Origin of the sequence: Tranquillimonas alkanivorans (assembly GCF_900115595.1) — a bacterium.
Classification (GTDB): domain Bacteria; phylum Pseudomonadota; class Alphaproteobacteria; order Rhodobacterales; family Rhodobacteraceae; genus Tranquillimonas; species Tranquillimonas alkanivorans.
In genome coordinates this window covers 16,126-38,013 of the sequence record NZ_FOXA01000017.1, presented here as the reverse complement: position 1 = coordinate 38,013, position 21,888 = coordinate 16,126, and the positions used below count along the sequence as shown (strand labels likewise).

Sequence of the window (21,888 nt, the reverse complement as noted above, 5' to 3'; positions counted from 1 at the left end):
ACCTGCGAGGAAGAGGCGGGGTCCCGACGGTCCTTGAGGGGGAATCGCATGACGGCCGAGGCCGCTCACGAAACCAGAATGCCCGAGCGCGTTGCGCTGACCGGCGCGGACTGCCCCGGCGTGCGCCCCCGCTTCGCCGTCGAGCAAGGCCAGCGCGTGGCGCGGGGCGAGACGGTGTTCGTGGACCGCGCCCGGCCCGAGATCGCCTTCGCCGCGCCGATGGCAGGCACCGTGGCCCGGGTGGAGTACGGCCCGCGCCGTACGCTGGGATCGCTGGTCATTGCGCGGGAGGAGAGGGACGATGCGGTGACCAAGCGCCCCGAGGACGTGCGCGCGGCGCTGCTGGCCCGCGGGCTCTGGCCCGCGTTCCGCACGCGCCCCTTCGGCCGCATCCCCGACCCGGACGCCGTTCCCGACGCGATTTTCGTTATCGCCTGCGAGCCCGACCCGGCCGCCCCCGATCCCGCCGCCGTCATCACGCAGGCCGGCGACACCTTCGCGCGCGGACTGAAGCACCTGACGCGGCTGACCGAGGGGCCCGTCTGGGTCTGCCAGCATCCCGGGGCGAACCTCGCCCCCGTCTCGGACCGGGTGCGCGTCAGCGACTCCGGCCGCCGGCCCGCCGAGCGGACGGCGGCGGCGCACGTGCACCGCTGCCGCTCGGTCGCCGATACCGGCACCGTCTGGACCGTCGGGTACCAGGACGTGATGTCCGTCGGCGCGCTGATGGAGACGGGCCGCTTCGACGCCACGCGCACGGTAATGCTGACAGGCCCATTGGCGCGCCGGCCCCGCGCGATCCAGACCGTGGCGGGCGCCGACCTGCGCGACCTGTCGGCGGGCGAGGTCACCCTTGGCGTGCGCGGGCTACGGCTGTTCTCGGGCACGCCCTCGGCGGGGCGGCAGGCGGCCTGGCTGGGCCGGGATCACCGGATCGTCACGCTTGACGCGACGCCGCCGCGCCGCCGCCCCGCCCACCGCACGTGGCTGGGGCTGCGGGCCGAGACGGGGCCGCGCCCGATCATCCCCTCCGACCGGTTGGACCACGCCCTGCCGCGCGGCATCTACGCCGCGCCGCTGATGCGCGCGCTCGCCGTGGGCGACGCCGAAACGGCCGAGCGGCTGGGTTGCCTCGACCTGCTGGAAGACGACGTCGCGCTGCTGTCGCCGCTTTGCACCAGCGGCGCCGATTACCGCCCGCTCCTGCGCCGGGTGCTGGACGAGTTGGAGGAGGCGCGATGAGCCGCCTGTCCCGCTTCCGCGCGGTCGGCTGGCCCGCGCACACGCATCCTTCGTCGCTGTGGCTGATCGCCGCCACGCCGCCCGCCGCCGTGGCACTGGCGCAGGGCGGCGGGCCGGCCGCCGTCACGCTATTGACGGCGCTCGTCACCGCCTTGGCGTGGGAGCAGATCTTCGCGACGCTGCGCCACCGCCCGCCTTCGGCACACGGGGCGGTGACGGCACTGGTCGTGGCGGTACTGACGCCGCTGAACGTGGCGGCGTGGGAACTGGGGCTGGCCGTCTCGCTGGGCGTGGTGCTGGCGGAGCTGGTGTTCGGCGGCCGGGGCTTCGGCTTCGTCAGCACGCCCGCCGCCTGCCTCGCCTTCCTCGGCTTCTCGTTTCCGCACGTGCAACTCGCCGATCCGGGCGCATGGGTGGCGGTGGCGAGCCTTCCTGGGGCCGCGCTGCTGCTGGTCGCGGGGCTGGTGTCATGGCGCGTGCTCTCTGCCGCCGCCGCGGGCTTCGCCGTCACCGCCCTGCTGACGACCGGCGTGCTGCCGCCCGGCGTCTTCGTGCCGCTGACCTTCGGCGCGGTGTTCCTGCTGGCCGATCCGGTGGGGGCGTCGGCCACGAACCCGGGGCGCTGGCTTTACGGCCTGCTGGCGGGGTTCCTCGTCGCGCTGTTCGGCGGCTTTGACGGCGAAACAGCGCCGATCGCCGTGGTGCTGGCGACGTTGCTGGCCAACACCTTCGCGCCGCTGATCGACCAGATCGTGATCGCCGTGGAAGTGGGCCGGAGGCGCCGCCGTGTCTGAGCCGCGCACCGCTTGGGGCCGCTTCCTGGCCCGCCCGAACGACGACCGCACCAAGACGCTGGGCATCGCCTTCCTCACAGCGTTCATATCGGCTCTGGTCGTCTCGACCACGTCGATTGCGCTGAAGCCGTTGCAGGATGCCAACATCGCGGCCGAGCAAGCGGCGCGGATGGATGCGATGCTCGACGCGCTGCCGGGCCTGCGGGCGTTGATGGAGGAGACAGGAGTCACCGCGCTCGAGACGCGGCTGGTGGACCTGGACGCCGGGGATTGGTCGGATGCGGATCCGACGGGCTACGATTTCGCCGCCGCCTTCACCGAGCCCGAGGCCAGCACGCCGCTGCCGCCCGAGGCCGACATTGCGGGGCTGGGCAACCGGCCCGTGCTCGCGCCGGTCCACCTGCTGGAACGGGAGGGCGAACTAATGCTGATCGTCCTGCCTATGGCGGTGTCCGGCTATGCCTCGACCATCCGCGCGATGCTGGCGCTCGAGCCCGACCTGAACACCGTTGCGGCACTGTCGATCACCGAGCAGGGCGAGACGCCGGGTCTGGGCGCGCGGATCGAGGATCCGGCGTGGCAGGCGCAGTGGCCGGGCAAGGAGGTCACCAACGACGCGGGCGAGATCGTCTTCTCGGTCGTCCGCGGACAGGCCAGCGGCCCGCACGAGGTGGACGCCATCTCGGGCGCGACCCGGACGAGCAACGCGATCCACAACATGATGCGCTTCTGGATGGGCGAATGGGGCTATGGCCCATTCCTCGACCGGCTGGAAGAGGAGGGCCTGTGATGTCCGCGCTTCGCCACCTCACCGCGCCGCTGATCCGCGAGAACCCCATCACGCTGCAGATTCTCGGCATCTGCTCGGCACTCGCCGTCACCACGTCGCTGACCACCGCCGCGACCATGTGCGCGGCGCTGACGGTGGTGCTGACGCTGTCGGCCACGATTATCAGCGCGATCCGGCGGCACATCCCGTCGTCGATCCGGCTGATCGTGCAGATCACCATCATCTCGTCTCTGGTCATTGTCATCGACGAATTCCTGCAGGCCTATGCCTTCTCGATCAGCCAGCGGCTGTCGATCTTCGTCGGGCTGATCGTGACCAACTGCATCGTGCTGGGCCGGGCCGAGGCCTTCGCCGTGCGCAACCCGCCGCTGCCCGCCGCGTTCGACGCCCTGGGCAATGGGCTGGGCTATTCGCTGATCCTGCTGATTGTGGGGACGATCCGCGAGTTTTTCGGCGCGGGCACGCTGTTCGGTTACGCCGTCGTCGTCACGCAGGCCGACGGCGGCTGGTTCCAGCCCCTGGGCCTGATGCAGCTTGCGCCGTCGGCGTTCTTCATCATCGGCCTGCTGATCTGGGCGATCCGCACCCGCTGGACGACCCAGATCGAGGCGCCCGAGCACCGCATCGGCCGGGTGAGCGAGGAGCGGTCCTGATGGACATCCTGCTGGCCGCCATCTTCGCCGATAACCTGGCGCTGTCCTTCTTCCTGGGGATCTGCACCTTCCTGGCCGTGTCGCGCCGCTTCGACACCGCCGTGGGGCTAGGCCTGTCGGTCATCGTCGTGCAGGCTGTGACCGTCCCCGTGAACGCCGCGATCTTCAACGGACTGCTGATCGAGGGCGCGTGGGCCTGGGCGGGACTGCCGGAGGTGGACCTGACCTTCCTGCGCATCATCGCCTTCATCGGCGTGATCGCCGCGATCGTGCAGATCCTCGAGATGACGCTCGATCGCTTCGTGCCCGCGCTCTACCGCGCGCTCGGCATCTTCCTGCCGCTGATCACGGTGAACTGCGCCATTCTCGGCGGCAGCCTGTTCATGGTCGAACGGCGCTACGACTTCGGAGAGTCGGTGCTGTGGGGCGTCGGCTCGGGCATCGGCTGGGCGCTGGCGGTCGTCGCCTTCGCCGCGATCCGCGAGCGCCTGCGCTATTCCGACATCCCCGACGGGCTTCAGGGCCTGGGCAGCGCCTTTATCGTCACGGGCCTGATGTCGCTGGCCTTCTCGGCCTTCGGAGGAGCGACGCTGCCATGAGCGAGATCGTCCTAGGCACCCTGCTGCTGACTGCGCTTCTGATCCTCCTGACGTTGGCGGTACTTGCCGCGCGCTCGGTCCTGACGCCGATGAAGCCGGCGAAGCTGACCGTGAACGACGACACCGCGTTCGACGTGCACACGAACGAAAAGCTGCTTGCCGCGCTGCACGAAAACGACGTTCTGGTCCCCTCGGCCTGCGCCGGGGCGGGAACCTGCGGGCTGTGCCGCGTTCGGGTCGTCGAGGGCGGCATGGACGCGCAGCCGACCGAGCTCGCCCGCCTGTCCAAGGCCGACCTGCGCGAGGGGATGCACCTGGCCTGCCAGGTTATCATCCGCAACGACATGAAGGTCGAGGTGCCCGAGGGGCTGCTGGGTGCCGAGACCTTCATGTGCACCGTCGCCACCACCCGCTTCCTGACGCCCCTGATCCGCGAGATCGTGTTGCAGATGCCGCGAGACCGCCGCCCTGACATCGTGGCAGGATCCTTCGTGCAGCTGACGGCCCGGCCCTTCGCCCTGTCCTTTTCCTCGCTCGACGTGCCTGACCGCTATGCCGATGCCTGGGGGCACCTGCGCCCTCTGCACGTCGCCACGGACGAACCCGTGACCCGCGCCTACTCGATCTCGGACCGGCCCGAGGACATCGAGGCCGGGCGCATCGTTTTGAACATCCGTCTGGCCCTGCCCTCGCCGGACGTGGCGGGCGCGCCGCCGGGCGTGGTGTCGTCGTGGCTTTTTTCGCTGAAGCAGGGCGACCAGGTCGAAACCTCCGGCCCCTTCGGCAGCGTGCGCGTGCAGGACACCGACCGCGAGATGGTGTTCATCGGCGGCGGCGTCGGCATGGCGCCGCTGCGGGCAATGATCCACGAGCAGCTTCAGCGTGTCGGCAGCGATCGGAAGATGACCTTCTGGTACGGCGCGCGCAGCCGGGCCGAGCTGTTCTATGCCGACGAGTTCGACGCGCTGGCCGAGAAGCACCCGAACTTCGACTGGACGGTCGTGTTGTCCGCCCCCGCGCCCGGCGACGACTGGCAGGGCGAGACGGGGTTCGTACACGCCGTCGCCTGGGAAAAGCATCTGAAAGAGCACCCCGCCCCCGAGGAGTGCGAGTATTACCTGTGCGGGCCGCCGCTGATGATCCAGGCGGTGCTCGCCATGCTCGAGGATGCGGGCGTCGAGCGGGACCGCATCTTCAACGACGACTTCGGAGTGTGACACGATGCAACTGACACGGCGCACCCTCCTCATTGGCGCGGCGGCGCTGATTGCGACGCCGGGCTGGGCCAGCGCCACGCGTATTCTCGGCGGCCGGGCCTTCGCAAGCACCTGGCGCGCGGTCCTGCCCGCCGATGCCGACGCACAGGCGGCGGCGGCGCTGGTCGCGCACATCGTGGCCGAGACCGACGCGGCCATGTCGCCCTGGCGCGCCGACAGCGAGGTATCGCGCTTCAACCGCTCCGCCAGCCTGGACTGGAGCCCCGCCAGCGCCAACCTCTGCGCCGTGGTGGACGAGGCCGAGCGGCTGCGCGCGCTCACCTCGGGCGCGTTCGACGCGCGCGTCGGCCCGCTTGTCGCCCGCTACGGCTTCGGCCCGATCCGCGACGGCGTGCCTGCCGGTGACGCGGTCGTCCGCGAGGGCGAGTTGCGCAAGACGGCGACCGCGCTGACGCTCGACCTCTGCGGCATCGCGAAGGGCCACGCGCTCGACCGGATCGTGAGAGCGTTGGCGGACGCGGGCCTCGACACCGCCTTGGTCGAACTGGGCGGAGAGGTGCACGCCCTTGGTAGCCACCCGGAGGGACGGCCGTGGCAAATCGCCGTCGAGCGGCCAGGAGCATCGGTTTCCGCCCAGCGCATCGTCGCGCCGGGCAGGCTGGCGCTGGCGACTTCGGGCCATGTCGCGCAGGGCCACGCAGGGCGCGCGCCGCTGACCCACATCATCGACCCGCGCAGCGCGCACCCGGCCGACCAGGCACTGCTGTCGGTGTCCGTCCTCGCCCCCACCGCGATGCGGGCTGATGCGCTGGCCACCGCGCTTGCGGCGGCGGGGCCGGTCGCAGGGCCCGTGATGGCCCGGGACCTGGGCCTCTCCGCCCTGTTCCTCCGCCGCGCCTCCGGAGAAATCGTCGAAACCATGACCGGCGACTTCGCCGCCCACGTGACGGGGTAACGACATGGCCACCTTCGTGCTGACGCTCGTCCTTCTCCTTCTTGCCATCGCCGGGCTCGCCGTGGGCGTGATCTTCGGCCGCGCCCCGATCAAGGGCTCGTGCGGCGGCGCAGCCTGCGACAAGCGCATCGCCTGCGACGCCTGCGACGCCTGCGACGCCCGGAGGGCGCCATGACCGACCGCCCCCGCATCGCCGACTACATGACCCGCGACCTCGTGACCCTGTCGCCCGACGACGAGATCACGCAGGCCATGCACACCCTGCTGTCCGCCCGCATTTCAGGCGCGCCGGTGCTGGACGCGGCGGGAGAACTGGTCGGCGTGCTGTCGAAGAAGGACTGCCTGCGCGCGGCACTCCACGCCAGCTATCACCGCGATTGGGGCGGCGCAGTCGCGCATTACATGACCCGCGAGGTCGAGACGATGGAGGCCCGCACCGATATCGTCACCGCCGCGCAGCGCTTCGTCGACAGCGCCTTCCGCCGCTTCCCGGTCGTCTCGGACGGCCGCCTCGTCGGGCAGATCAGCCGCGCCGACGTCCTGCGCGCGCTTGCCGAGCAATGGAGCGGAACGCGCCGCTGAAGGATCTTGGTCGGGCGCTCAGCGCCCGGCGCCCCAGCTCTCCGACTGCATCTCCCGCAGGCGGGAGGCAGTGCGCTCGAACTCGAACAGTCCCTCGCCCTCGGTATAGAGCGACTCCGGTTCGGCCGCCGCGGACATGATCAGACGCACCTTTCCCTCGTAGAGCGCGTCGATCAGCGTGACGAAGCGGCGCGCCTCGTTGTAATTCTCGCTCGACAGCCGCGGCACGTCCTCGAGGATCAGCGTGTCCACGGCCTGCGCCACCGCCAGGTAATCCGCCGCACCCAGGGGCCGCCCGCACAGGTCCCAGAACGACACCCGCGCAACGCTGTCCGAGACGCGGGGAAGCTCCACGTCACGCCCCTTCACGCGCAGCACCAGCGGCTCGCCCGGCCCCTCGGCCAACTCGTTCCACAGGGTATCGATGGCGGCACGCGCCTCGGCGTCGGGGGGCGAGAAATACACCTGCCCGCCCGACAGTCTGTCCTGCCGGTAATCTCGGTGCGCGTCGAGCTCCCACACTTCCATCCGCTGTTTCAGCAGGTCGATGAACGGCAGGAAGAGCTGGCGGTTCAGCCCGTCCTTGTAAAGGTCGTCGGGCGGCCGGTTCGACGTCGTCACCACCACGACGCCGGCGTCGAACAGCTTCTCGAACAGCCGCCCCACGATCATCGCGTCGGTGATGTCGCTGATCTGCATCTCGTCGAAGCACAGAAGCCGCACCTCGCGCGCGACCTGCTCGGCCACGGGCGCAATGGCGTCGTCGACGCCGCGCTTGCGGGCGGCGTTCATGCCGTCGTGCACCTCCTGCATGAAGGCGTGGAAGTGCACCCGGCGCTTCCTGGGCTCGGCCACCGCGCCGAAGAACAGGTCCATCAGCATCGACTTGCCGCGCCCCACGCCGCCCCAAAGGTACAGGCCCTTCGGCGGCTCGGGTGCGCGGCGGAAGAACCCGCGTTTCACCGGCTTTTCCAGCGCGGCGCGGATGCGCTCGAACTCGGGCAGTACAGCCTCCTGCGCCGGGTCGGGCTCGATCCCGCCCTGCGCCGCGTGCTGAGCGTATATCTCGGACATGCGCGTCATCGCCGCCTGTCCTAGCCCGCCCGCCGGGTCAAGGGAAGCCGGGTCATCACGCCTGCTGATGGCGTGCTCCACGAAAACCGCTTTGACAGCAGCCACACCGCCGACAAGAAACTGCGCAGATGGAACACCGCGCCTCTCTCGTCACGCCGGTCCTGGTGGCCGGGTGCCTGATCATGACGGTCAGCTTTGCCATCCGGGCTTCGTTCGGGGTCTTCCAGATCCCCATTGCCGAGGAATTCGGCTGGCTGCGCGCGGAGTTCTCGCTCGCCATCGCGATCCAGAACCTTGCCTGGGGCATCGGGCAGCCGATCTTCGGTGCGCTGGCCGAGCGGTTCACGGATCGCAAGGCCATCGTCGCGGGCGTGCTGGTCTACGCGGCCGGCCTTCTGCTGTCAGCCTTCGCGATCACGCCCGAACAGCACCAGCTGCTCGAGATCCTTGTGGGCTTCGGCATCGCCGGCACCGGCTTCGGCGTTATTCTTGCCGTCGTCGGACGCGCGGCAAGCGACGAACACCGCCCCATGGCGCTGGCCGTCGCCACCGCCGCCGGCTCTGCCGGGCAGGTGGTCGGCCCGCCGCTGGCCGAGGGGATGTTGTCCGTCATGCCTTGGCAATCGGTCTTCCTCGTCTTCGCCGGCCTGATCCTCCTTGCGCTCCTCGCGCTGCCGATGATGCGGGCGCCCGCTCCCGCCGCCCCCGCCGGGCCCGAGGAGGGCATGGCCACCATCGTCGGCCGCGCCGTGCGCGATCCGTCCTTCGCGCTGCTCTTCATCGGCTTCTTTTCGTGCGGCTACCAGCTTGCCTTCGTCACCGCCCATTTCCCGGCGCTGGTGACCGAGATGTGCGGCGCGATCGACCCGACCGGCACGCTCGCCGGCATCGGCGTGACCTCCACCTCGGCCCTCGGCGCGGTATCGATCTCACTGATCGGCGTGTTCAACATCCTTGGCACCCTGGGCGCCGGGTGGCTGGGACGGCGCTTCTCGAAGAAGTACCTGCTGGCCTCGATCTACGCCCTGCGCACGCTGATCGCCACGGCGTTCATCCTGACGCCGATCACGCCCGCCACGGTGCTTCTGTTCTCGGTCACCATGGGCGCGCTGTGGCTGGCGACGGTACCGCTGACCAGCGGTCTGGTCGCGCATATCTGGGGGCTACGCTACATGGGCACGCTTTACGGACTGGTGTTCTTCTCGCACCAGCTCGGCAGCTTCCTCGGGGTCTGGCTGGGCGGTCGCCTCTACGACGTCTACGGCGACTACACGCTGGTCTGGTGGGTGGGCGTCGGCGTTGGGGCGCTGTCGGCGGTGGTCCACCTGCCGATCCGCGAGCGCCCCGCCACGGCACCGCCCGCCGTGGCCGCCTGACTGCGCTTCCTCTTGCGGCAAATACTCATCCTCGGTCAGCCGCTCCTACTGACGGCCTGAGCCCGGCGCGGCGGGCCCCGTGCCGGCCGCGAGGCCGGTTTGGGGAGGGCAAGGCGCGGCGCGCATCGCGCGCCTCCGCCAGGTCAGCCGGCCTTCAGCGCGTGGTTCGCTGCGGCGCGCCCGGCCCAGCGGCCGGTGGCGAGGCAGGCGGTCAGAAGGTAGCCTCCGGTCGGCGCTTCCCAATCCAGCATTTCTCCCGCCGCGAAGACGCCCGGTACGGCGCGAAGCATGAGGCCCGTGTCGAGCCCGTCGAAGCGGACACCGCCCGCGGTCGAGATCGCCTCGTCTATCGGTCGCAGCCCGGCGTGCCGGACCGGGAGCGCCTTGACCACATCGGCGAGGTGCGCGCCGTCCGGCAGGGGCCGCGCGAACTCCATGAGCAGCGCTAGCCGCGCCGGGTCGAGACCCAGCGCCTTGCGCAGCCAGTTGCCGACTGAAAGCTTGCCGCGGGGCCTCTCCAGCCGCGCCGCGACCTTCGCAGCCGGCCAATCCGGCAGAAGGTCGATCCGCAGCGCGGCCCCTTCGCGCACGGTGCGGGAGATCGCGTAGATGCCGCCGCCTTCCAGCCCGCGCGCCGCGATGACGAACTCGCCCCGTTCGACCTGCCCGCCCGCATGCAGCGCGGCGCCCTTCACCGGCTGCCCGAACACCTTCGCCATCACCGGCGACCAATCCACCGCCAGACCGGCATTCGCCGGCGCGAACCGCGCCAGCGGCACGCCCCGCTCCGCCAACCACGCCGCCCAGGCCCCGTCCGAGCCGAGCCGCCGCCAGCTTGCCCCGCCCAGCGCCAGCACGCAGACGGCCGGGCGCAGCACCGTGTGTTCCTCCGGCGTGTCGAAGGCGAACGCGTCGCCCTCCCATCCGGTCCAGCGCCAGCGCACGCGGCGCTCCACCCCCAGATTGTCGAGCCGGTCGAGCCAAGCCCGCAGGAGCGGCGAGCCCTTCATGGACACCGGAAAGACGCGGCACGACGAGCCGGTGAAGACCTTCTGCCCCAAGACCCGGGCCCAGTCCTGCACCTCCGCCGGGCCGAATTCGGCCAGCATCGGGGCGAGCGGCCCGGCGTCGGGGCCGTAGGCGGACAGGAAGTCATCGGCGGGCTCGTCCTTGGTCAGGTTCAGCCCCGACTTGCCCGCCATCAGGAATTTGCGCGCCACCGACGGCTTCGCCTCGGCCACAAGGACCCGCAGCCCGGCGCGGGCCATTTCCTCGGCGGCCATTAATCCGGCCGGGCCCGCTCCGATCACCAGCGCCTGCGTCACGGCCGCTCCCTTGTCATCGTCCTCGTGCACGCCATGCTATCTGGCGCAGTGGAGCCGGAATGGAAACCGCGTGACCGACGACGACCCCGTATGCCCCCTCTGCCGCCGCCCGATCCCGCCGGAAGCCAGGCAGAGCCTGCACCACCTCGTGCCGAAGCTACGCGGAGGCAAGGGCGGGCCGACCGTCCTTCTGCACCAGATCTGCCACAACGAGATCCACGCGACGCTGAGCGAAGCCGAACTCGCGCGCGATTACGCGACCGTCGAGGCACTGCGCGCCCATCCCCGGCTCGAGACCTTCATCCGCTGGGTGTCGAAGCGCCCGCCGACCTTCCACTCGAAGACGCCGGGCGCGCGTCGCGGCCCCCGCCGCCGCTAGGAGCGGTACCGCCTGAGCGTGTCGCCCGCCTGGAGCCGCGGCGTCAGCTCGATGCGCTGGCCGGTCTCGCTTACCTCGCCGCTCGCCCGCTCGGCCACGATGCGGGCGGCGGCGCGCCCGATCTCGCGCCGCTCGGCATCCATGGTGGCCAGCCGGCACGGCAGGCCGTCAAGCAGTTCCACGCCGTTGAACCCGGCGAGACCCAGCTGCTGCGGCACCTCGATACCCTTCTCGAGGCAATAGAGCAGACCGCCCGCGCCGATCATGTCGTTCGAGTAGTAAAGGAAATCCAGATCCGGCGACCGCTCCAAGATCGTCTCGGTCATCTCGCGCCCCTTCTTGAGTGCCGAGCCGCCTTCGTAGAACTCGCGGTCCATGATCTCGATCCGGTGCTTCGCGAGCGCCTCGGTGAAGCCTTCGAAGCGCTTCCGCGCACGGTGATCGAGCGGCATCTTGGTGCCCAGGAAGCCGATATTCTCGTACCCCTGCTTTATGATCGCGCGCGCCATTTCGCGCCCCGCGCGACGGTGCGAGATGCCGACCACGGCGTCGACCGGTTCGCCGTCGGTGTCCATGATTTCGACGACAGGGATGCCGCTGGCCTTCAGCATGGCGCGGGAGGCGTCGGAATGCTCCAGCCCCGCGAGGATCACCCCCGACGGCCGCCACGACAGCATCTCGTACAGGACGTCCTCTTCCTTCTCCGGGCGATAGTTCGTCACGCCCACGACCGGTTGCAGGTCGGTCTGGTCCAGCACCTCGGAGATCCCGGTCATCACCTCGGGAAAGACCATGTTCGACAGGCTCGGGATGATGACCGCCACTAGATTGACCCGCGACGAGGCCAGAGCGCCGGCAATCTTGTTGGGCACGTAGCCGATGCGCTTGGCCGCCTCGAGCACCTTGTCCCGGGTCGCCTGGCTGACGTCGCCGCGGTTTCGCAGCACGCGGCTGACGGTCATTTCGCTGACGCCCGACTCCTCTGAGACATCGCGCAGTGTAAGGGGGCGGCGCGGCGGCCGCGTGATCTGGTCGTCGCTCACGTCCGGTCTGCTCCTGGACCTTCTTTGCCCCCTATAAAGCGCAAAGACAGGGCGGCTCCAAGCGAATAGCGGCAAGATCGGCGGTGACACGAGCGGGCGGACAAGCTAGACAGTCGCCGCGCGGCCCCGTGGCTCAACTGGATAGAGCAGCCCCCTCCTAAGGGGCAGGTTGCAGGTTCGAATCCTGCCGGGGTCGCCAGCTAAGCTCTTCATTCACCTGATCGCGATGCGCGCAAATCCGCCGGATGCGGAAAAAATTCTTGTTGTGCAAACAGATGTGTGGAACGCCTTCAGCATTAGTTGTTTCAGCCGTGTTATGGCCGCTTTTTCAGGTTTCTTTTGGGGTGGTTCTGTCCTCATGCGCGAAGCGCGATTTGTGAAGCGGGTTCACGACATCGTCGTGCACCTTACGCAGCAGCAGAAGCGCAGCGTCATGCTCGCAGTCGATCTGGTACTGGTCGTTGCCGCATATCTCTTCACGCTCGCCGTTCAGACCGACGCCGGGGCCTTTTTCGCCAGCCGCGATTGGTGGCTGGGCCTGCCTCTCGTGCTGCTGTTCACGACGGCGATCTCCTCGCTTCTCGGCATCCCGAACATCCGGCTGAAGGCGTACGACGTGTCGGGCATGGGACGGCTGGCGGTGCTCGCCGGGTTCGTCGCGCTCTGCTCCGCATTGCTGCACGGCTTCGCACGTGCGGACCTGCCACTCGGCACGCACGTGGTGTTCGGCGTGGTCTATCTGCTGTTCACCGCCCTCAGCCGCATCGTGATGCTCGAGGTTCTGTTGGCGGTGTATCGCCGCCACGGGCACCGCCGCAGGGTTCTGATCTATGGTGCGGGCAAGACGGGAACGCAACTGGCCATCGCGCTGTCGACGCACGACAAGATCGAGGCCGCAGCCTTCGTGGACGACAACCCGACGCTGCAGGGGCTGCGGGTGGCGCGGCTTCCGGTCCATCGCCCGGTGGACCTGCCCCGGGTCGTGGAAGAGATGCAGATCGACCGCATCCTGCTCGCGATGCCGTCCTTGTCGAAGCCCAAGCAGATTCAGATCGCCAGACGCCTGCGCAAGCACGGGGTCGAAGTGCAGTCGCTGCCATCCTTCGCCCAACTTGTCGGAGAGGAGCCGCTGCTCGAGAAGATGGCGCCGATCCCGACGAACGAGCTTCTTGGGCGTGAGGCTCGGATGCGGGCGACGCCGCAGGGCATGTCCTCGTTCAGCGACCGGACCGTGCTGGTCAGCGGCGGCGGCGGCACCATCGGATCAGAGCTGTGCCGCCAGATCCTGGGCTGCAAGCCGCGAAAGCTGTTGATCTTCGACATCTCTGAGGCCGCGCTCTACGACGTCGAGAAGTCGCTTGCGCCGCTGGCGGCCGAGGCCGACATCGAGATCGTTCCGGTTCTTGGTTCGGTTGCCGAGGAACGACTGGTCCAGCAGGTCCTGCACAGGCACCACGTTGACGTCATCCTGCATGCTGCCGCCTACAAGCATGTCCCACTGGTCGAGACGAATGCCGTCTCGGGCTTCGTCAACAACGTGCTGGGCACCTGGGTGCTGGCCCGCGCGGCGCGCGAGGCCGGATGCGCGCGCTTTATCCTCGTCTCGTCGGACAAGGCCGTGCGGCCCCGCGGGATCATGGGCGCCTCGAAGCGGTTCGCCGAACTGATCGTGCAGGACCTGGCGCAGCGCTCGCCCGGAACGGTCTTCGCCATGGTCCGCTTCGGCAACGTCCTCGGATCGTCCGGGTCGGTGGTGCCGCTGGTGCAGGAGCAGATCGCGCGTGGCGGCCCCGTCACGCTGACCGACCCGCGCGCAACGCGGTATTTCATGACGATCGAGGAAGCGGCGAACCTGGTGCTTCGGGCCGGGTCCTTCGCGAAGGGTGGCGAGGTTTTCGTTCTGGACATGGGGCAGCCGCGCAAGGTCGCGGACCTGCTGCGTCAGATCATCCAGAGCTCGGGATACTCGGTCCGGGACAAGGACGACCCGGATGGCGACATCGAGATCGAGATCGTCGGCCTGCGCCCCGGCGAGAAGCTGCACGAAGAGCTGCTGATCGGCGAGGGCCAAACCGTCACCGCGCACGAAAAGATCTTTCGGGCGCAGGAAGCCGGCCTGTCCGAGCACGAGGTCGCGCAGGCGATGCGGATGCTCCAGGACGCGGCCGAGGACTGGGACGAAGACGAGATCCGCGCGATTGCCTCACGTTGGGTGGAGGGCTTTGTTGAGGTCGAGCAGCGGCTTGGCGAAGCTGCCGGAGGGCCGGTCGCGCGCTGAACGCCCCGGGCCCTGTCCCTGACGATCGTCACCTCCTATGGTGGGTCCGACTGCGCAATCTGTGGATGCCGATGACCCGCCCTACCACCCCAACAGCCGCCGAACGCCGGCCGGCCCCATGAAGCACGACGCATTCCCTATCGGCGGGCAGACGGTCGCGCCGGGGTCCCGGCGCACGGTCGACCTGCCCGTCAGCGTCATGTCGGACCACACGCCGGTCACGATGTCGGTGCATGTGGTGAACGGGCGGCGGCCCGGGCCGGTGCTGTTCGTGTCTGCCGCGATCCACGGGGACGAGGTGATCGGGGTCGAGATCGCGCGGCGCCTGCTGCGCGCGCCGCAGCTCAGCGCGCTGCGCGGCACCCTCCTGGTCGTGCCGATCGTGAACACGTTCGGGTTCCTGAATCACTCGCGCTACCTGCCGGACCGCCGCGACCTGAACCGCAGCTTTCCCGGCTCCGAGGGCGGGTCGATGGCCAGCCGGCTCGCCCATCTCTTCATGCGGGAAGTGGTCGAGCGGTCCGACTTCGGCATCGACCTTCACTCGGCCGCCATACACCGCACGAACCTGCCGCAGGTGCGGATTTCTCCGACCAAGCCCGAGACCGAGGAATTCGCGCAGCTTTTCGGCGCGCCCGTCGTGATACGTGCGAACCTGCGGGAAGGGTCGCTGCGCCAGGAAGCGCAACGCATCGGCGTCGACATGCTGCTGTTCGAGGCGGGCGAGGCGCTGCGATTCGACGAACTGTCCAGTCGCGTGGGTACGACCGGGATCCTGCGCGTGATGCACCGGATGGGCATGATCGGGTCGCGCGGTGTCTCGCGCGCGCGAACGGGGCCGGTGATCGCCAGCAGCTCGGCCTGGGTGCGCGCGCCGGCGGGGGGACTCCTGCGGGCGTACAAGGCGGCGGGCGACACGGTGGAAGAAAACGACGTGCTGGGCGCGATCTCGGATCCGTTCGGCGAGCGGGACGAGCAGCTTCTGGCCCCCTTCGCCGGCCTGATCATCGGGCGCAGCAACATGCCCGTCGTCAACGAGGGAGAGGCACTGTTCCACATCGCCCGGACACCCCACCGCGACCCGGCTGCGGCGGTCGAGACGCTGACGACGCAGCTCGAGGCCGAGACGATGTACGACGAGGACGAGATCCTTTGATCGCAGGAACCGCCGCCCCGTCGCCGGCTTGATCCCTGGAGAATGGGGAGAGACATCATGTGCGGAGGATGCGGGCTGTCGCGGCGGAAATTCCTGACGCTTTCGGCGGCGGGCGCGGTGCCGATCGTGTCGGGCTGCGACAGGGTGAACCTCGTCTCGGACGAAGAGGTCGTGGCGATGGGCCTTCAGGCGTGGCAGGAGCTGCGCGCAGATGCCCCGCCCTCCGGAAACCGCGAGGCCGCACGGGCGCTGGAGGACGTGGCGAACCGGCTTCTGGCCGCGGCAGGTGAGGCACCCGAGGCGTGGGAGGTCGTGCTATTCGCCCGGCCCGACATCAACGCCTTCGCCTTGCCCGGCAACAAGATCGGCGTGTTCGAGGGCATGCTGAAGGTCACGCGCACGCAAGACCAGCTTGCCGCCGTCGTTGGGCACGAAATAGGGCACCTGGCCGAGGACCACGGCCAGGAACGGATGAACGCCGCCGTGGCCAAGGATCGCGGCCTGTCGATCCTTTACCGGCTGCTGCAATGGGGCGGTGTCGAGTATGCCGCCGAGATCGCCGCGGCGCTGGGGCTGGGCGTGGAGTTCGGGCTGGTCCTGCCCTACTCGCGCCGGCACGAGCTCGAGGCGGACCGGTACGGCATCCTTGCCATGCAGCAGGCCGGCTACGACCCACGGCAGGCGGTCGAACTCTGGCGCAACATGGACGCGGCAACGGGACGGCGGTTGCCCGAGTTCCTGGCAACGCATCCCGCCCCGGCCTCGCGCATCGAGGAGATCGAGGAGCTGCTGGTCGAGATCTGAGCCTCAGTCGGCGACCAGCATATAGCCCGCGCCCCGTACGGTCTGCAGGTAGCGCGGCTGCTTCGGGTCGCTTTCGATCTTGCGCCTGAGCCGGGTGATCTGGACATCGACCGCCCGCTCTTGCGCACCGCCGTCCGGGCCCCCGCGGCCCAGATCCTCGACCAGTTTTGCGCGACTTACGACTTCTCCGGGCGAGGCAGCGAAAATCTTCATCAGCTGTGCCTCGGTCGCCGTCAGCCGCACCAGAGCCTCGCCCTGCCACATCTCGCCCCTGTCGACGTCGTAGCGCACGGGCCCAAGGTGCAGCACCTTCGGCAGCCCTCCGTCCGGCCCAAGCGACGGCACCCGGCGCAGGATCGCGTTGATGCGCAGCAGCAGCTCTTTCGGTTCGAACGGCTTGGGAAGGTAATCGTCGGCTCCGGCCTCGAGCCCGGCGATCCGGCTTTCCGTCTCGCCCCGCGCGGTCAGCAGAAGGATGGGAACGTCGAGCGCGCCGCGCAATGCGCGGGTGAAACTCACCCCGTCCTCGCCCGGCATCATCACGTCGAGCACGATCAGGTCGAAGTCCAGCCCCCCGAGCAGCCGCCGCGCGTGTTCCGCATCGCGGGCGGCCGAGACCCAGAAGCCGTTGCGCCGCAGGAAGCGCTGAAGCAGCGTGCGGATCCGCTCGTCATCGTCGACGATCAGGAGATGCGCGTCGCCTTCGCTCATCCCACGCTCTCGGCATCGCGGACGTAGTGGCGGCGCAGCTCCGGCTCCATCATCGCCTCGAGCACCTTGCGAAAGCCCGCCACCGCCTCCGGCCCCGCCGCGCGATAGGCCGCGCGCATCCGCGCCCGCTGGGCATCCGACAGCGCCTGCTCCAGCTCCTGCCCGCGCTCGGTCAGAAACAGGTGCCGCTCGCGTTTGTCGCGCTTGCCCACCCGGCTTTCCACCAGCCCGTCCTCGACCAGCGTGCGCAGGACGCGGTTCAACGACTGCTTGGTGACGCCAAGGATCGCCAGCAGGTTGTTTACGGTCGTCCCCGGCGTGCGGTTGATGAAGTGGATCGCGCGATGATGCGCCCGGCCATAACCATGCTCGGCCAGAATACGGTCGGGGTCCGCCGTGAAACCGCGGTAGGCGAAGAACATCGCCTCGATGCCCTTGCGCAGCTGCTCGTCGGTCAGAAACAGCAAGGCCTCGCCGCCCGCCGCACCCGGTCCGCTTCCTTCCGCCATCGCCGATCCTCGCCCTGCCTGTTTTATGGCCACAGGGTAAGTCAGCGTTGTTGACATTCCAAGACTCAACTGTTAGCGCAGAACGGAAATTAAGCAACTTTATGCCCACATCGGACGTAAATTTCGCAACTTATGAAAATCCGCCCGACGGGGCGACGGCCCGGAGAGAGAGACATGGCAGGTGCATACGACGACCGCGACGGCATGATCTGGATGGACGGCACGCTGGTGCCGTGGCGTGATGCGAACGTCCACATCCTCACCCACGCGCTGCACTACGCCTCATCCGTGTTCGAGGGCGAGCGCGCCTATGGCGGCAAGATTTTCCTCAGCCGCGAGCATTCGGAACGGCTGCACACCTCGGCCAACCTGATCGACTTCGAGATCCCGTGGAGCGTCGACCAGATCGAGGCGGCGAAGCAGGAGGTCCTGAAGGCGAACGGCCTGACCGACGCCTACGTGCGCGCCGTCGCCTGGCGCGGGGCGGGCCCAGACATGGGCGTCGCCTCGGCGCGCAACCCGGTCCGGCTGGCCATCGCCGCTTGGGAATGGGGCAGCTACTATGGCGACGCCAAGACGCGCGGCGCCAAGCTCGACATCGCAAAGTGGAAGCGCCCCTCGCCCGAGACCGCACCGAGCCAGGCCAAGGCCGCCGGGCTCTACATGATCTGCACGATGTCCAAGCACGCGGCCGAGGCTAAGGGCTGCGGCGACGCGCTGATGTTCGACTACCGCGGCTACGTGGCCGAGGCGACGGGCGCCAACATGTTCTTCGTCAAGGACGGTGAGGTGCACACGCCCACGCCCGACTGCTTCCTCAACGGCCTGACCCGCCAGACCGTGCTGCGAATGTTGGGCGAGCGCCAGGTGAAGGTGCACGAGCGCCACATCATGCCCGAGGAACTGGAAAGCTTCGAGCAGTGCTGGCTGACCGGCACCGCCGCCGAGGTCACGCCGGTCGGCCAGATCGGCGACTACAATTTCGAGGTGGGGGCGCTGACCCGTGACATCTCGGACAGCTACGAGAAGCTGGTCAGAAGCTGAGGCCCGCCCGGGCCCCAGCAGGAGGCCTCACGCCTCCCGACCGCGCTCGATGCGCAGGAACTCCCGCAGCTGGCTGGCGCTGCGGAACCGTTGGCCGCGGCGCTGAAGCAGCAGCGTCGCGGGATGCGGATAGCCGGTCGACCCAGGCTTCTTGAGCGCCCGGCGCATCCGGGCATTGGCGATTCGGGTTTTCGGATGGTCGAAGATATGGCGCGTCATGCGAACGTACCTCCTCTTTCGATGACAACGCACGCTAGCACGATTCGTTGCGCGGCCCAGCCCGGACCGGCGGCTTTCAGCCCTGAGGCGTGACGCCCTGCCGCGCCTTACCGCGCTTCAGGCCCAACTGCCGTTCCCGCCAGATGATCAGAACGCCAGCCAAGATCACCAGCGCCGCCCCGGCCAGCACCGTCAGCGTCGGCACCTCGTCAAACCAGGCATAGCCGATGCCGATGGCGAAGAGGATCGAGGCGTAATCGAACGGTGCCACCACCGACGCGTCGGCATAGCGGTAACACGACGTCAGAAGGATCTGCCCCACTCCGCCCAGCAGCCCCGCAGCCACCAGCGTGGCGGCCACGCCGGGGCTGGGCACCGTCCAGCCGAAGGGCAGGGTCAGCAGCGACAGGCTGGTCGCCGTCACCGAAAACCAGAAGACAATGGCGCTGGTGCTTTCGGTGGCCACCATCTTGCGCACGAAGACCTGCGCCAGCGCGGCGCAGATCGCCGCCGCCAACACGGCAACCGCGCCCATCGCCTCGCGCGCGCCGACCTCACCACCCGACAGGGCCGTGAGCCGCGGTGACAGGACGATCAACACGCCCGCCAGCCCCAGCGCCACCGCCGAAAGGCGGAACGCGCGCACCTGCTCGCCCAGGAACATCGCGGCGAAGATCACGACCAGCAGCGGCGCGGCGTACTGGATTGCCTGCACTTCCGACAGCGGCAGCAGGCCGAGCCCGGTGAAGATCAGGCCCATCGCGCTTGTGCCGACGAGCCCGCGCCAGACGTGTGCCATCGGGCTTTCCGTGGCCAGCCCCACGCCGAGTTCGCCGCGCAGCGCCAGCCACGCCAGGATCACCGGAATCGCGAAGAACGAGCGGAAGAAGACCGCCTCGCCCGGCGGCACCTCGTCCGCGGCCGCCTTGATCAGCGCCGACATCACGACAAGGATCGTGACCGAGCACAGCTTCATCGCGATGCCCTTGAGCGGCTGGGACCGGTCCGAGATCAGCTCCATCAGACCACCAGCCCCGCCCGCTCGAGCGCCGCGGGCACCTCGGCGAAGGTTGCGCCGGTGACAACCGTGACGCCCATGGCCCGCATCGCCGCAATGGCCCGCCGGCTTTCGGCGTCCGGGCCGGGCCCCGGCTCGCGCAGGATCACCGCCGTCACGCGGCCGCCCTGCTGACGGCAGGCCTCGAGGTAGACATGCGCGTCATGCTGGCCGGTGTCTCCAATCAGCACGAACGGCAGGCCGGGATTGGCGCCCATCACCCGCGCAATGGCGTCACCCTTGTGGCCGCCATGGGTGCCCGTGACGAACTTGGTTTCGCTGATGCCCAGGTCGCGCAGGAACATCGGCCCATCCACCAGCCCCGCCCGGCGGAACACCCGCAAGAGGAAGGCGTGCAGGTTCCATGGCGAAGACGAGACATAGAAGACCGGGTTCCGCCCGTGACCCGACAGGTGGTCGATCAGCACCACAGAGTCCTGGAAGATTTTCCGCGTCAGCGTCGAGCCGGTGAAGGTCGTCCACAGGTTCCGCGCCAGCGAATACGCGCCCGTCTCCATCAGCGTGTCGTCGATGTCCGAGATCACGCCGAGCTGGGCGTCCGGCCCCGGGACGAGCACCGGAAAGGCCTCGCGCGCCCCGCCCTCCTGCGCCACCGCAACTTCGACGTCACACCAGCCAATCGGGGCGTTGTCGCGGCGCGGCACCTCGATCCAGATGTACCCTTCCTCGTCACTGACCGCCCGCACGCCGTAGTCCGGGATCTCGACCTCCACGCCCTCGACCTCGTCGGTGAAGAACAGGCTCGCCATCTGCCTCAGGTTCTGCCACCGGCTCTGCTCCGGAGACGGCGCGGTACGGCGCAGAGAAGTCAGGACGCGCCCGCGCAGGACCAGGCGGTCAGGCGTGGCGAAGCCACGATAAGGGTCGAGCGCGACCGGCGCGCCGTCGCGCCGCCGCGGTCGCAGCCGGTCCACGAGCCGCTCGACCCTCACGGCCAGCCGATGCAGAACGGCGAGTGCGCCGGTCAATCCCCGTCATCCTCCTTCAGTCGCATGGCGGCCCAACGGGCCGCGTCGGCGACCGTCGCATCGTCGTCCCGCGTCAGAGGATCGAGGACCGGCAACAGCGACGGATCGCCCGAGTTGCCGATCGCATAGCATACATTGCGCACGAAGCGCCCGCGCCCGATCCGCTTGATCGGAGAACCGGAAAAGCGTGACCGGAATGCCGCATCATCGAGAACCGCAAGCTCTGCCAAGGGCGGCGCCAGCAAATCCGCGCGCGCCGAAAGCCGTTGGTCGCGGGCCGTCACCGCGAACTTGTTCCACGGGCAGACCGCGAGGCAGTCGTCGCAGCCGTAGATCCGGTTGCCCAGCTTCGCGCGCAGTTCGGGCTCCACCGGGCCGGCATGCTCGATCGTCAGGTATGAGATGCAGCGCCGGGCATCGAGCTGGAAGGGCGCCGGGAAGGCGTCGGTTGGGCAGACGTCGAGGCATCGGGTGCACGATCCGCAATGCTCGGGCTCGGGCGCGTCCGGCTCCAGCTTCACGGTCGTGAAGATCGCCCCCAGGAAAACCCAGTTTCCCAGGTCGCGGGCCAGAAGGTTGGTGTGCTTTCCCTGCCAGCCCAGCCCCGCCGCCTGCGCCAAGGGCTTCTCCATCACCGGCGCGGTGTCGACGAAGACCTTGATCGCTTCGTCAGGGCACTGCTCGAGCAGCCAGCGGCCCACGCGCTTCAGCCGCTTTTTCACCACGTCGTGGTAATCGCGCCCCTGCGCATAGACGCTGATCGCCGCCCGGTCGGGATACGCAAGCACCTCCAGCGGATCGTGCTCCGGGCCATAGCTTTCGGCCAGCATCACCACCGACTTCGCGTCGGGCCACAGCGCCGCCGGATCGCCGCGCCAGCCGCGCCGCTCCTCCATCCAGCGCATCTGGCCGTGCCGCCCCGCGCCGACGAACGCCTCCAGCCGCTCCGCCGCCTCGGGGATCGCGTCGGGCGTGGTCACGCGCATCTTCCCGAACCCGGCCTCGATGGCGAAGTCGCCCAGCCGGGCCTTCAGATCCCGTTCCATCTCTGGTCCATAAATATCCTCGGGGGTCCGGGGGCAGACAGCCCCC

The 21,888-nt window shown here is 69.1% G+C and carries 24 protein-coding genes and 1 tRNA gene; 16 read left to right on the top strand and 9 right to left on the bottom strand.

The features are described 5' to 3' along the window. Positions 1-48 precede the first annotated feature (48 nt). From BM162_RS16680 to BM162_RS16645, 9 genes are read left to right on the top strand one after another with little or no spacing between them, the layout of a single operon-like run. Complete coding sequence (locus tag BM162_RS16680; RefSeq protein ID WP_093424453.1) at positions 49-1,242, top strand: hypothetical protein; 1,194 nt, start codon at positions 49-51, stop codon at positions 1,240-1,242. Beyond that, positions 1,239-2,036, top strand: coding sequence for an RnfABCDGE type electron transport complex subunit D (locus BM162_RS16675; RefSeq protein WP_093424452.1), 798 nt, complete (start codon positions 1,239-1,241; stop codon positions 2,034-2,036). Before BM162_RS16680 ends, BM162_RS16675 begins: the two co-directional genes overlap by 4 nt. After that, positions 2,029-2,826, top strand: coding sequence for an NADH:ubiquinone reductase (Na(+)-transporting) subunit C (gene nqrC, locus BM162_RS16670; RefSeq protein ID WP_093424450.1), 798 nt, complete (start codon positions 2,029-2,031; stop codon positions 2,824-2,826). The genes BM162_RS16675 and nqrC overlap by 8 nt, the downstream gene beginning before the upstream one ends. Beyond that, positions 2,826-3,479, top strand: coding sequence for an NADH:ubiquinone reductase (Na(+)-transporting) subunit D (locus BM162_RS16665; protein ID WP_093424449.1), 654 nt, complete (start codon positions 2,826-2,828; stop codon positions 3,477-3,479). Before nqrC ends, BM162_RS16665 begins: the two co-directional genes overlap by 1 nt. Further along, complete coding sequence (gene nqrE, locus BM162_RS16660; protein ID WP_093424447.1) at positions 3,479-4,078, top strand: NADH:ubiquinone reductase (Na(+)-transporting) subunit E; 600 nt, start codon at positions 3,479-3,481, stop codon at positions 4,076-4,078. The genes BM162_RS16665 and nqrE overlap by 1 nt, the downstream gene beginning before the upstream one ends. Then, positions 4,075-5,295 (top strand): NADH:ubiquinone reductase (Na(+)-transporting) subunit F, encoded by a 1,221-nt coding sequence (nqrF, locus tag BM162_RS16655; protein WP_093424446.1) that lies wholly within the window; start codon positions 4,075-4,077, stop codon positions 5,293-5,295. Before nqrE ends, nqrF begins: the two co-directional genes overlap by 4 nt. A 4-nt stretch (positions 5,296-5,299) precedes the next feature. After that, a complete protein-coding gene (locus BM162_RS16650; RefSeq protein ID WP_177215209.1) occupies positions 5,300-6,250 on the top strand; it encodes an FAD:protein FMN transferase in 951 nt (316 codons plus the stop codon). Between the two features lie 4 nt (positions 6,251-6,254). Then, positions 6,255-6,425, top strand: a complete 171-nt coding sequence (locus tag BM162_RS22455) for a (Na+)-NQR maturation NqrM (RefSeq protein ID WP_143096187.1) — start codon at positions 6,255-6,257, stop codon at positions 6,423-6,425. Next, complete coding sequence (locus tag BM162_RS16645; protein ID WP_093424443.1) at positions 6,422-6,832, top strand: CBS domain-containing protein; 411 nt, start codon at positions 6,422-6,424, stop codon at positions 6,830-6,832. Before BM162_RS22455 ends, BM162_RS16645 begins: the two co-directional genes overlap by 4 nt. A gap of 18 nt (positions 6,833-6,850) precedes the next feature. Here the strand turns inward: BM162_RS16645 and zapE are convergent, their stop codons facing one another. Beyond that, positions 6,851-7,915: a cell division protein ZapE gene (gene zapE, locus BM162_RS16640; protein WP_093424441.1), complete on the bottom strand. Its 1,065-nt coding sequence runs from the start codon at positions 7,913-7,915 to the stop codon at positions 6,851-6,853. A 119-nt stretch (positions 7,916-8,034) separates the two neighbouring features. Between zapE and BM162_RS16635 the strand changes: the two genes are divergently transcribed. Beyond that, entirely contained in the window at positions 8,035-9,282 is a 1,248-nt protein-coding gene (locus tag BM162_RS16635) for an MFS transporter (protein WP_093424440.1), read from the top strand. A 143-nt stretch (positions 9,283-9,425) separates the two neighbouring features. On the opposite strand, the gene BM162_RS16630 is transcribed toward BM162_RS16635, so the two are convergent. Then, the gene (locus BM162_RS16630) at positions 9,426-10,637 is read right to left on the bottom strand and encodes a TIGR03862 family flavoprotein (protein WP_439332841.1); all 1,212 of its coding nucleotides are present in this window, start codon (positions 10,635-10,637) and stop codon (positions 9,426-9,428) included. A 40-nt stretch (positions 10,638-10,677) separates the two neighbouring features. Between BM162_RS16630 and BM162_RS16625 the strand changes: the two genes are divergently transcribed. Next, positions 10,678-10,986: an HNH endonuclease family protein gene (locus BM162_RS16625; RefSeq protein WP_093424438.1), complete on the top strand. Its 309-nt coding sequence runs from the start codon at positions 10,678-10,680 to the stop codon at positions 10,984-10,986. Here the strand turns inward: BM162_RS16625 and BM162_RS16620 are convergent. Continuing rightward, the gene (locus tag BM162_RS16620; RefSeq protein ID WP_093424488.1) at positions 10,983-12,014 is read right to left on the bottom strand and encodes a LacI family DNA-binding transcriptional regulator; all 1,032 of its coding nucleotides are present in this window, start codon (positions 12,012-12,014) and stop codon (positions 10,983-10,985) included. The genes BM162_RS16625 and BM162_RS16620 overlap by 4 nt on opposite strands. Positions 12,015-12,151: 137 nt before the next feature. Here BM162_RS16620 and BM162_RS16615 point away from each other — a divergent pair. From BM162_RS16615 to BM162_RS16600, 4 genes are all read left to right on the top strand, one after another. After that, a tRNA-Arg gene (locus tag BM162_RS16615) sits at positions 12,152-12,228 on the top strand. A 177-nt stretch (positions 12,229-12,405) separates the two neighbouring features. Further along, positions 12,406-14,307 (top strand): polysaccharide biosynthesis protein, encoded by a 1,902-nt coding sequence (locus BM162_RS16610; protein WP_245759307.1) that lies wholly within the window; start codon positions 12,406-12,408, stop codon positions 14,305-14,307. A gap of 118 nt (positions 14,308-14,425) precedes the next feature. Continuing rightward, positions 14,426-15,463, top strand: coding sequence for a succinylglutamate desuccinylase/aspartoacylase family protein (locus BM162_RS16605; protein ID WP_093424435.1), 1,038 nt, complete (start codon positions 14,426-14,428; stop codon positions 15,461-15,463). Between the two features lie 57 nt (positions 15,464-15,520). Then, positions 15,521-16,267: a M48 family metallopeptidase gene (locus BM162_RS16600; RefSeq protein ID WP_177215208.1), complete on the top strand. Its 747-nt coding sequence runs from the start codon at positions 15,521-15,523 to the stop codon at positions 16,265-16,267. A gap of 3 nt (positions 16,268-16,270) precedes the next feature. On the opposite strand, the gene BM162_RS16595 is transcribed toward BM162_RS16600, so the two are convergent. Both BM162_RS16595 and BM162_RS16590 read right to left on the bottom strand, forming a co-directional pair. Then, positions 16,271-16,978: a response regulator gene (locus tag BM162_RS16595; protein ID WP_093424432.1), complete on the bottom strand. Its 708-nt coding sequence runs from the start codon at positions 16,976-16,978 to the stop codon at positions 16,271-16,273. Beyond that, positions 16,975-17,487: a MarR family winged helix-turn-helix transcriptional regulator gene (locus BM162_RS16590; RefSeq protein WP_093424431.1), complete on the bottom strand. Its 513-nt coding sequence runs from the start codon at positions 17,485-17,487 to the stop codon at positions 16,975-16,977. The genes BM162_RS16595 and BM162_RS16590 overlap by 4 nt, the downstream gene beginning before the upstream one ends. Positions 17,488-17,661: 174 nt before the next feature. Between BM162_RS16590 and BM162_RS16585 the strand changes: the two genes are divergently transcribed. Beyond that, positions 17,662-18,531: a branched-chain amino acid aminotransferase gene (locus tag BM162_RS16585; protein ID WP_093424429.1), complete on the top strand. Its 870-nt coding sequence runs from the start codon at positions 17,662-17,664 to the stop codon at positions 18,529-18,531. A gap of 27 nt (positions 18,532-18,558) precedes the next feature. On the opposite strand, the gene BM162_RS16580 is transcribed toward BM162_RS16585, so the two are convergent. The 4 genes from BM162_RS16580 to queG all read right to left on the bottom strand — a co-directional run bounded on the left by BM162_RS16580 (position 18,559) and on the right by queG (position 21,842). Continuing rightward, entirely contained in the window at positions 18,559-18,750 is a 192-nt protein-coding gene (locus tag BM162_RS16580) for a hypothetical protein (protein ID WP_093424427.1), read from the bottom strand. Between the two features lie 76 nt (positions 18,751-18,826). Further along, positions 18,827-19,771: a DMT family transporter gene (locus BM162_RS16575; RefSeq protein ID WP_093424426.1), complete on the bottom strand. Its 945-nt coding sequence runs from the start codon at positions 19,769-19,771 to the stop codon at positions 18,827-18,829. After that, a complete protein-coding gene (locus BM162_RS16570; protein WP_093424424.1) occupies positions 19,771-20,796 on the bottom strand; it encodes an App1 family protein phosphatidate phosphatase in 1,026 nt (341 codons plus the stop codon). The genes BM162_RS16575 and BM162_RS16570 overlap by 1 nt, the downstream gene beginning before the upstream one ends. Beyond that, positions 20,793-21,842: a tRNA epoxyqueuosine(34) reductase QueG gene (gene queG / locus BM162_RS16565; protein WP_093424423.1), complete on the bottom strand. Its 1,050-nt coding sequence runs from the start codon at positions 21,840-21,842 to the stop codon at positions 20,793-20,795. Before queG ends, BM162_RS16570 begins: the two co-directional genes overlap by 4 nt. Positions 21,843-21,888 lie beyond the last annotated feature (46 nt).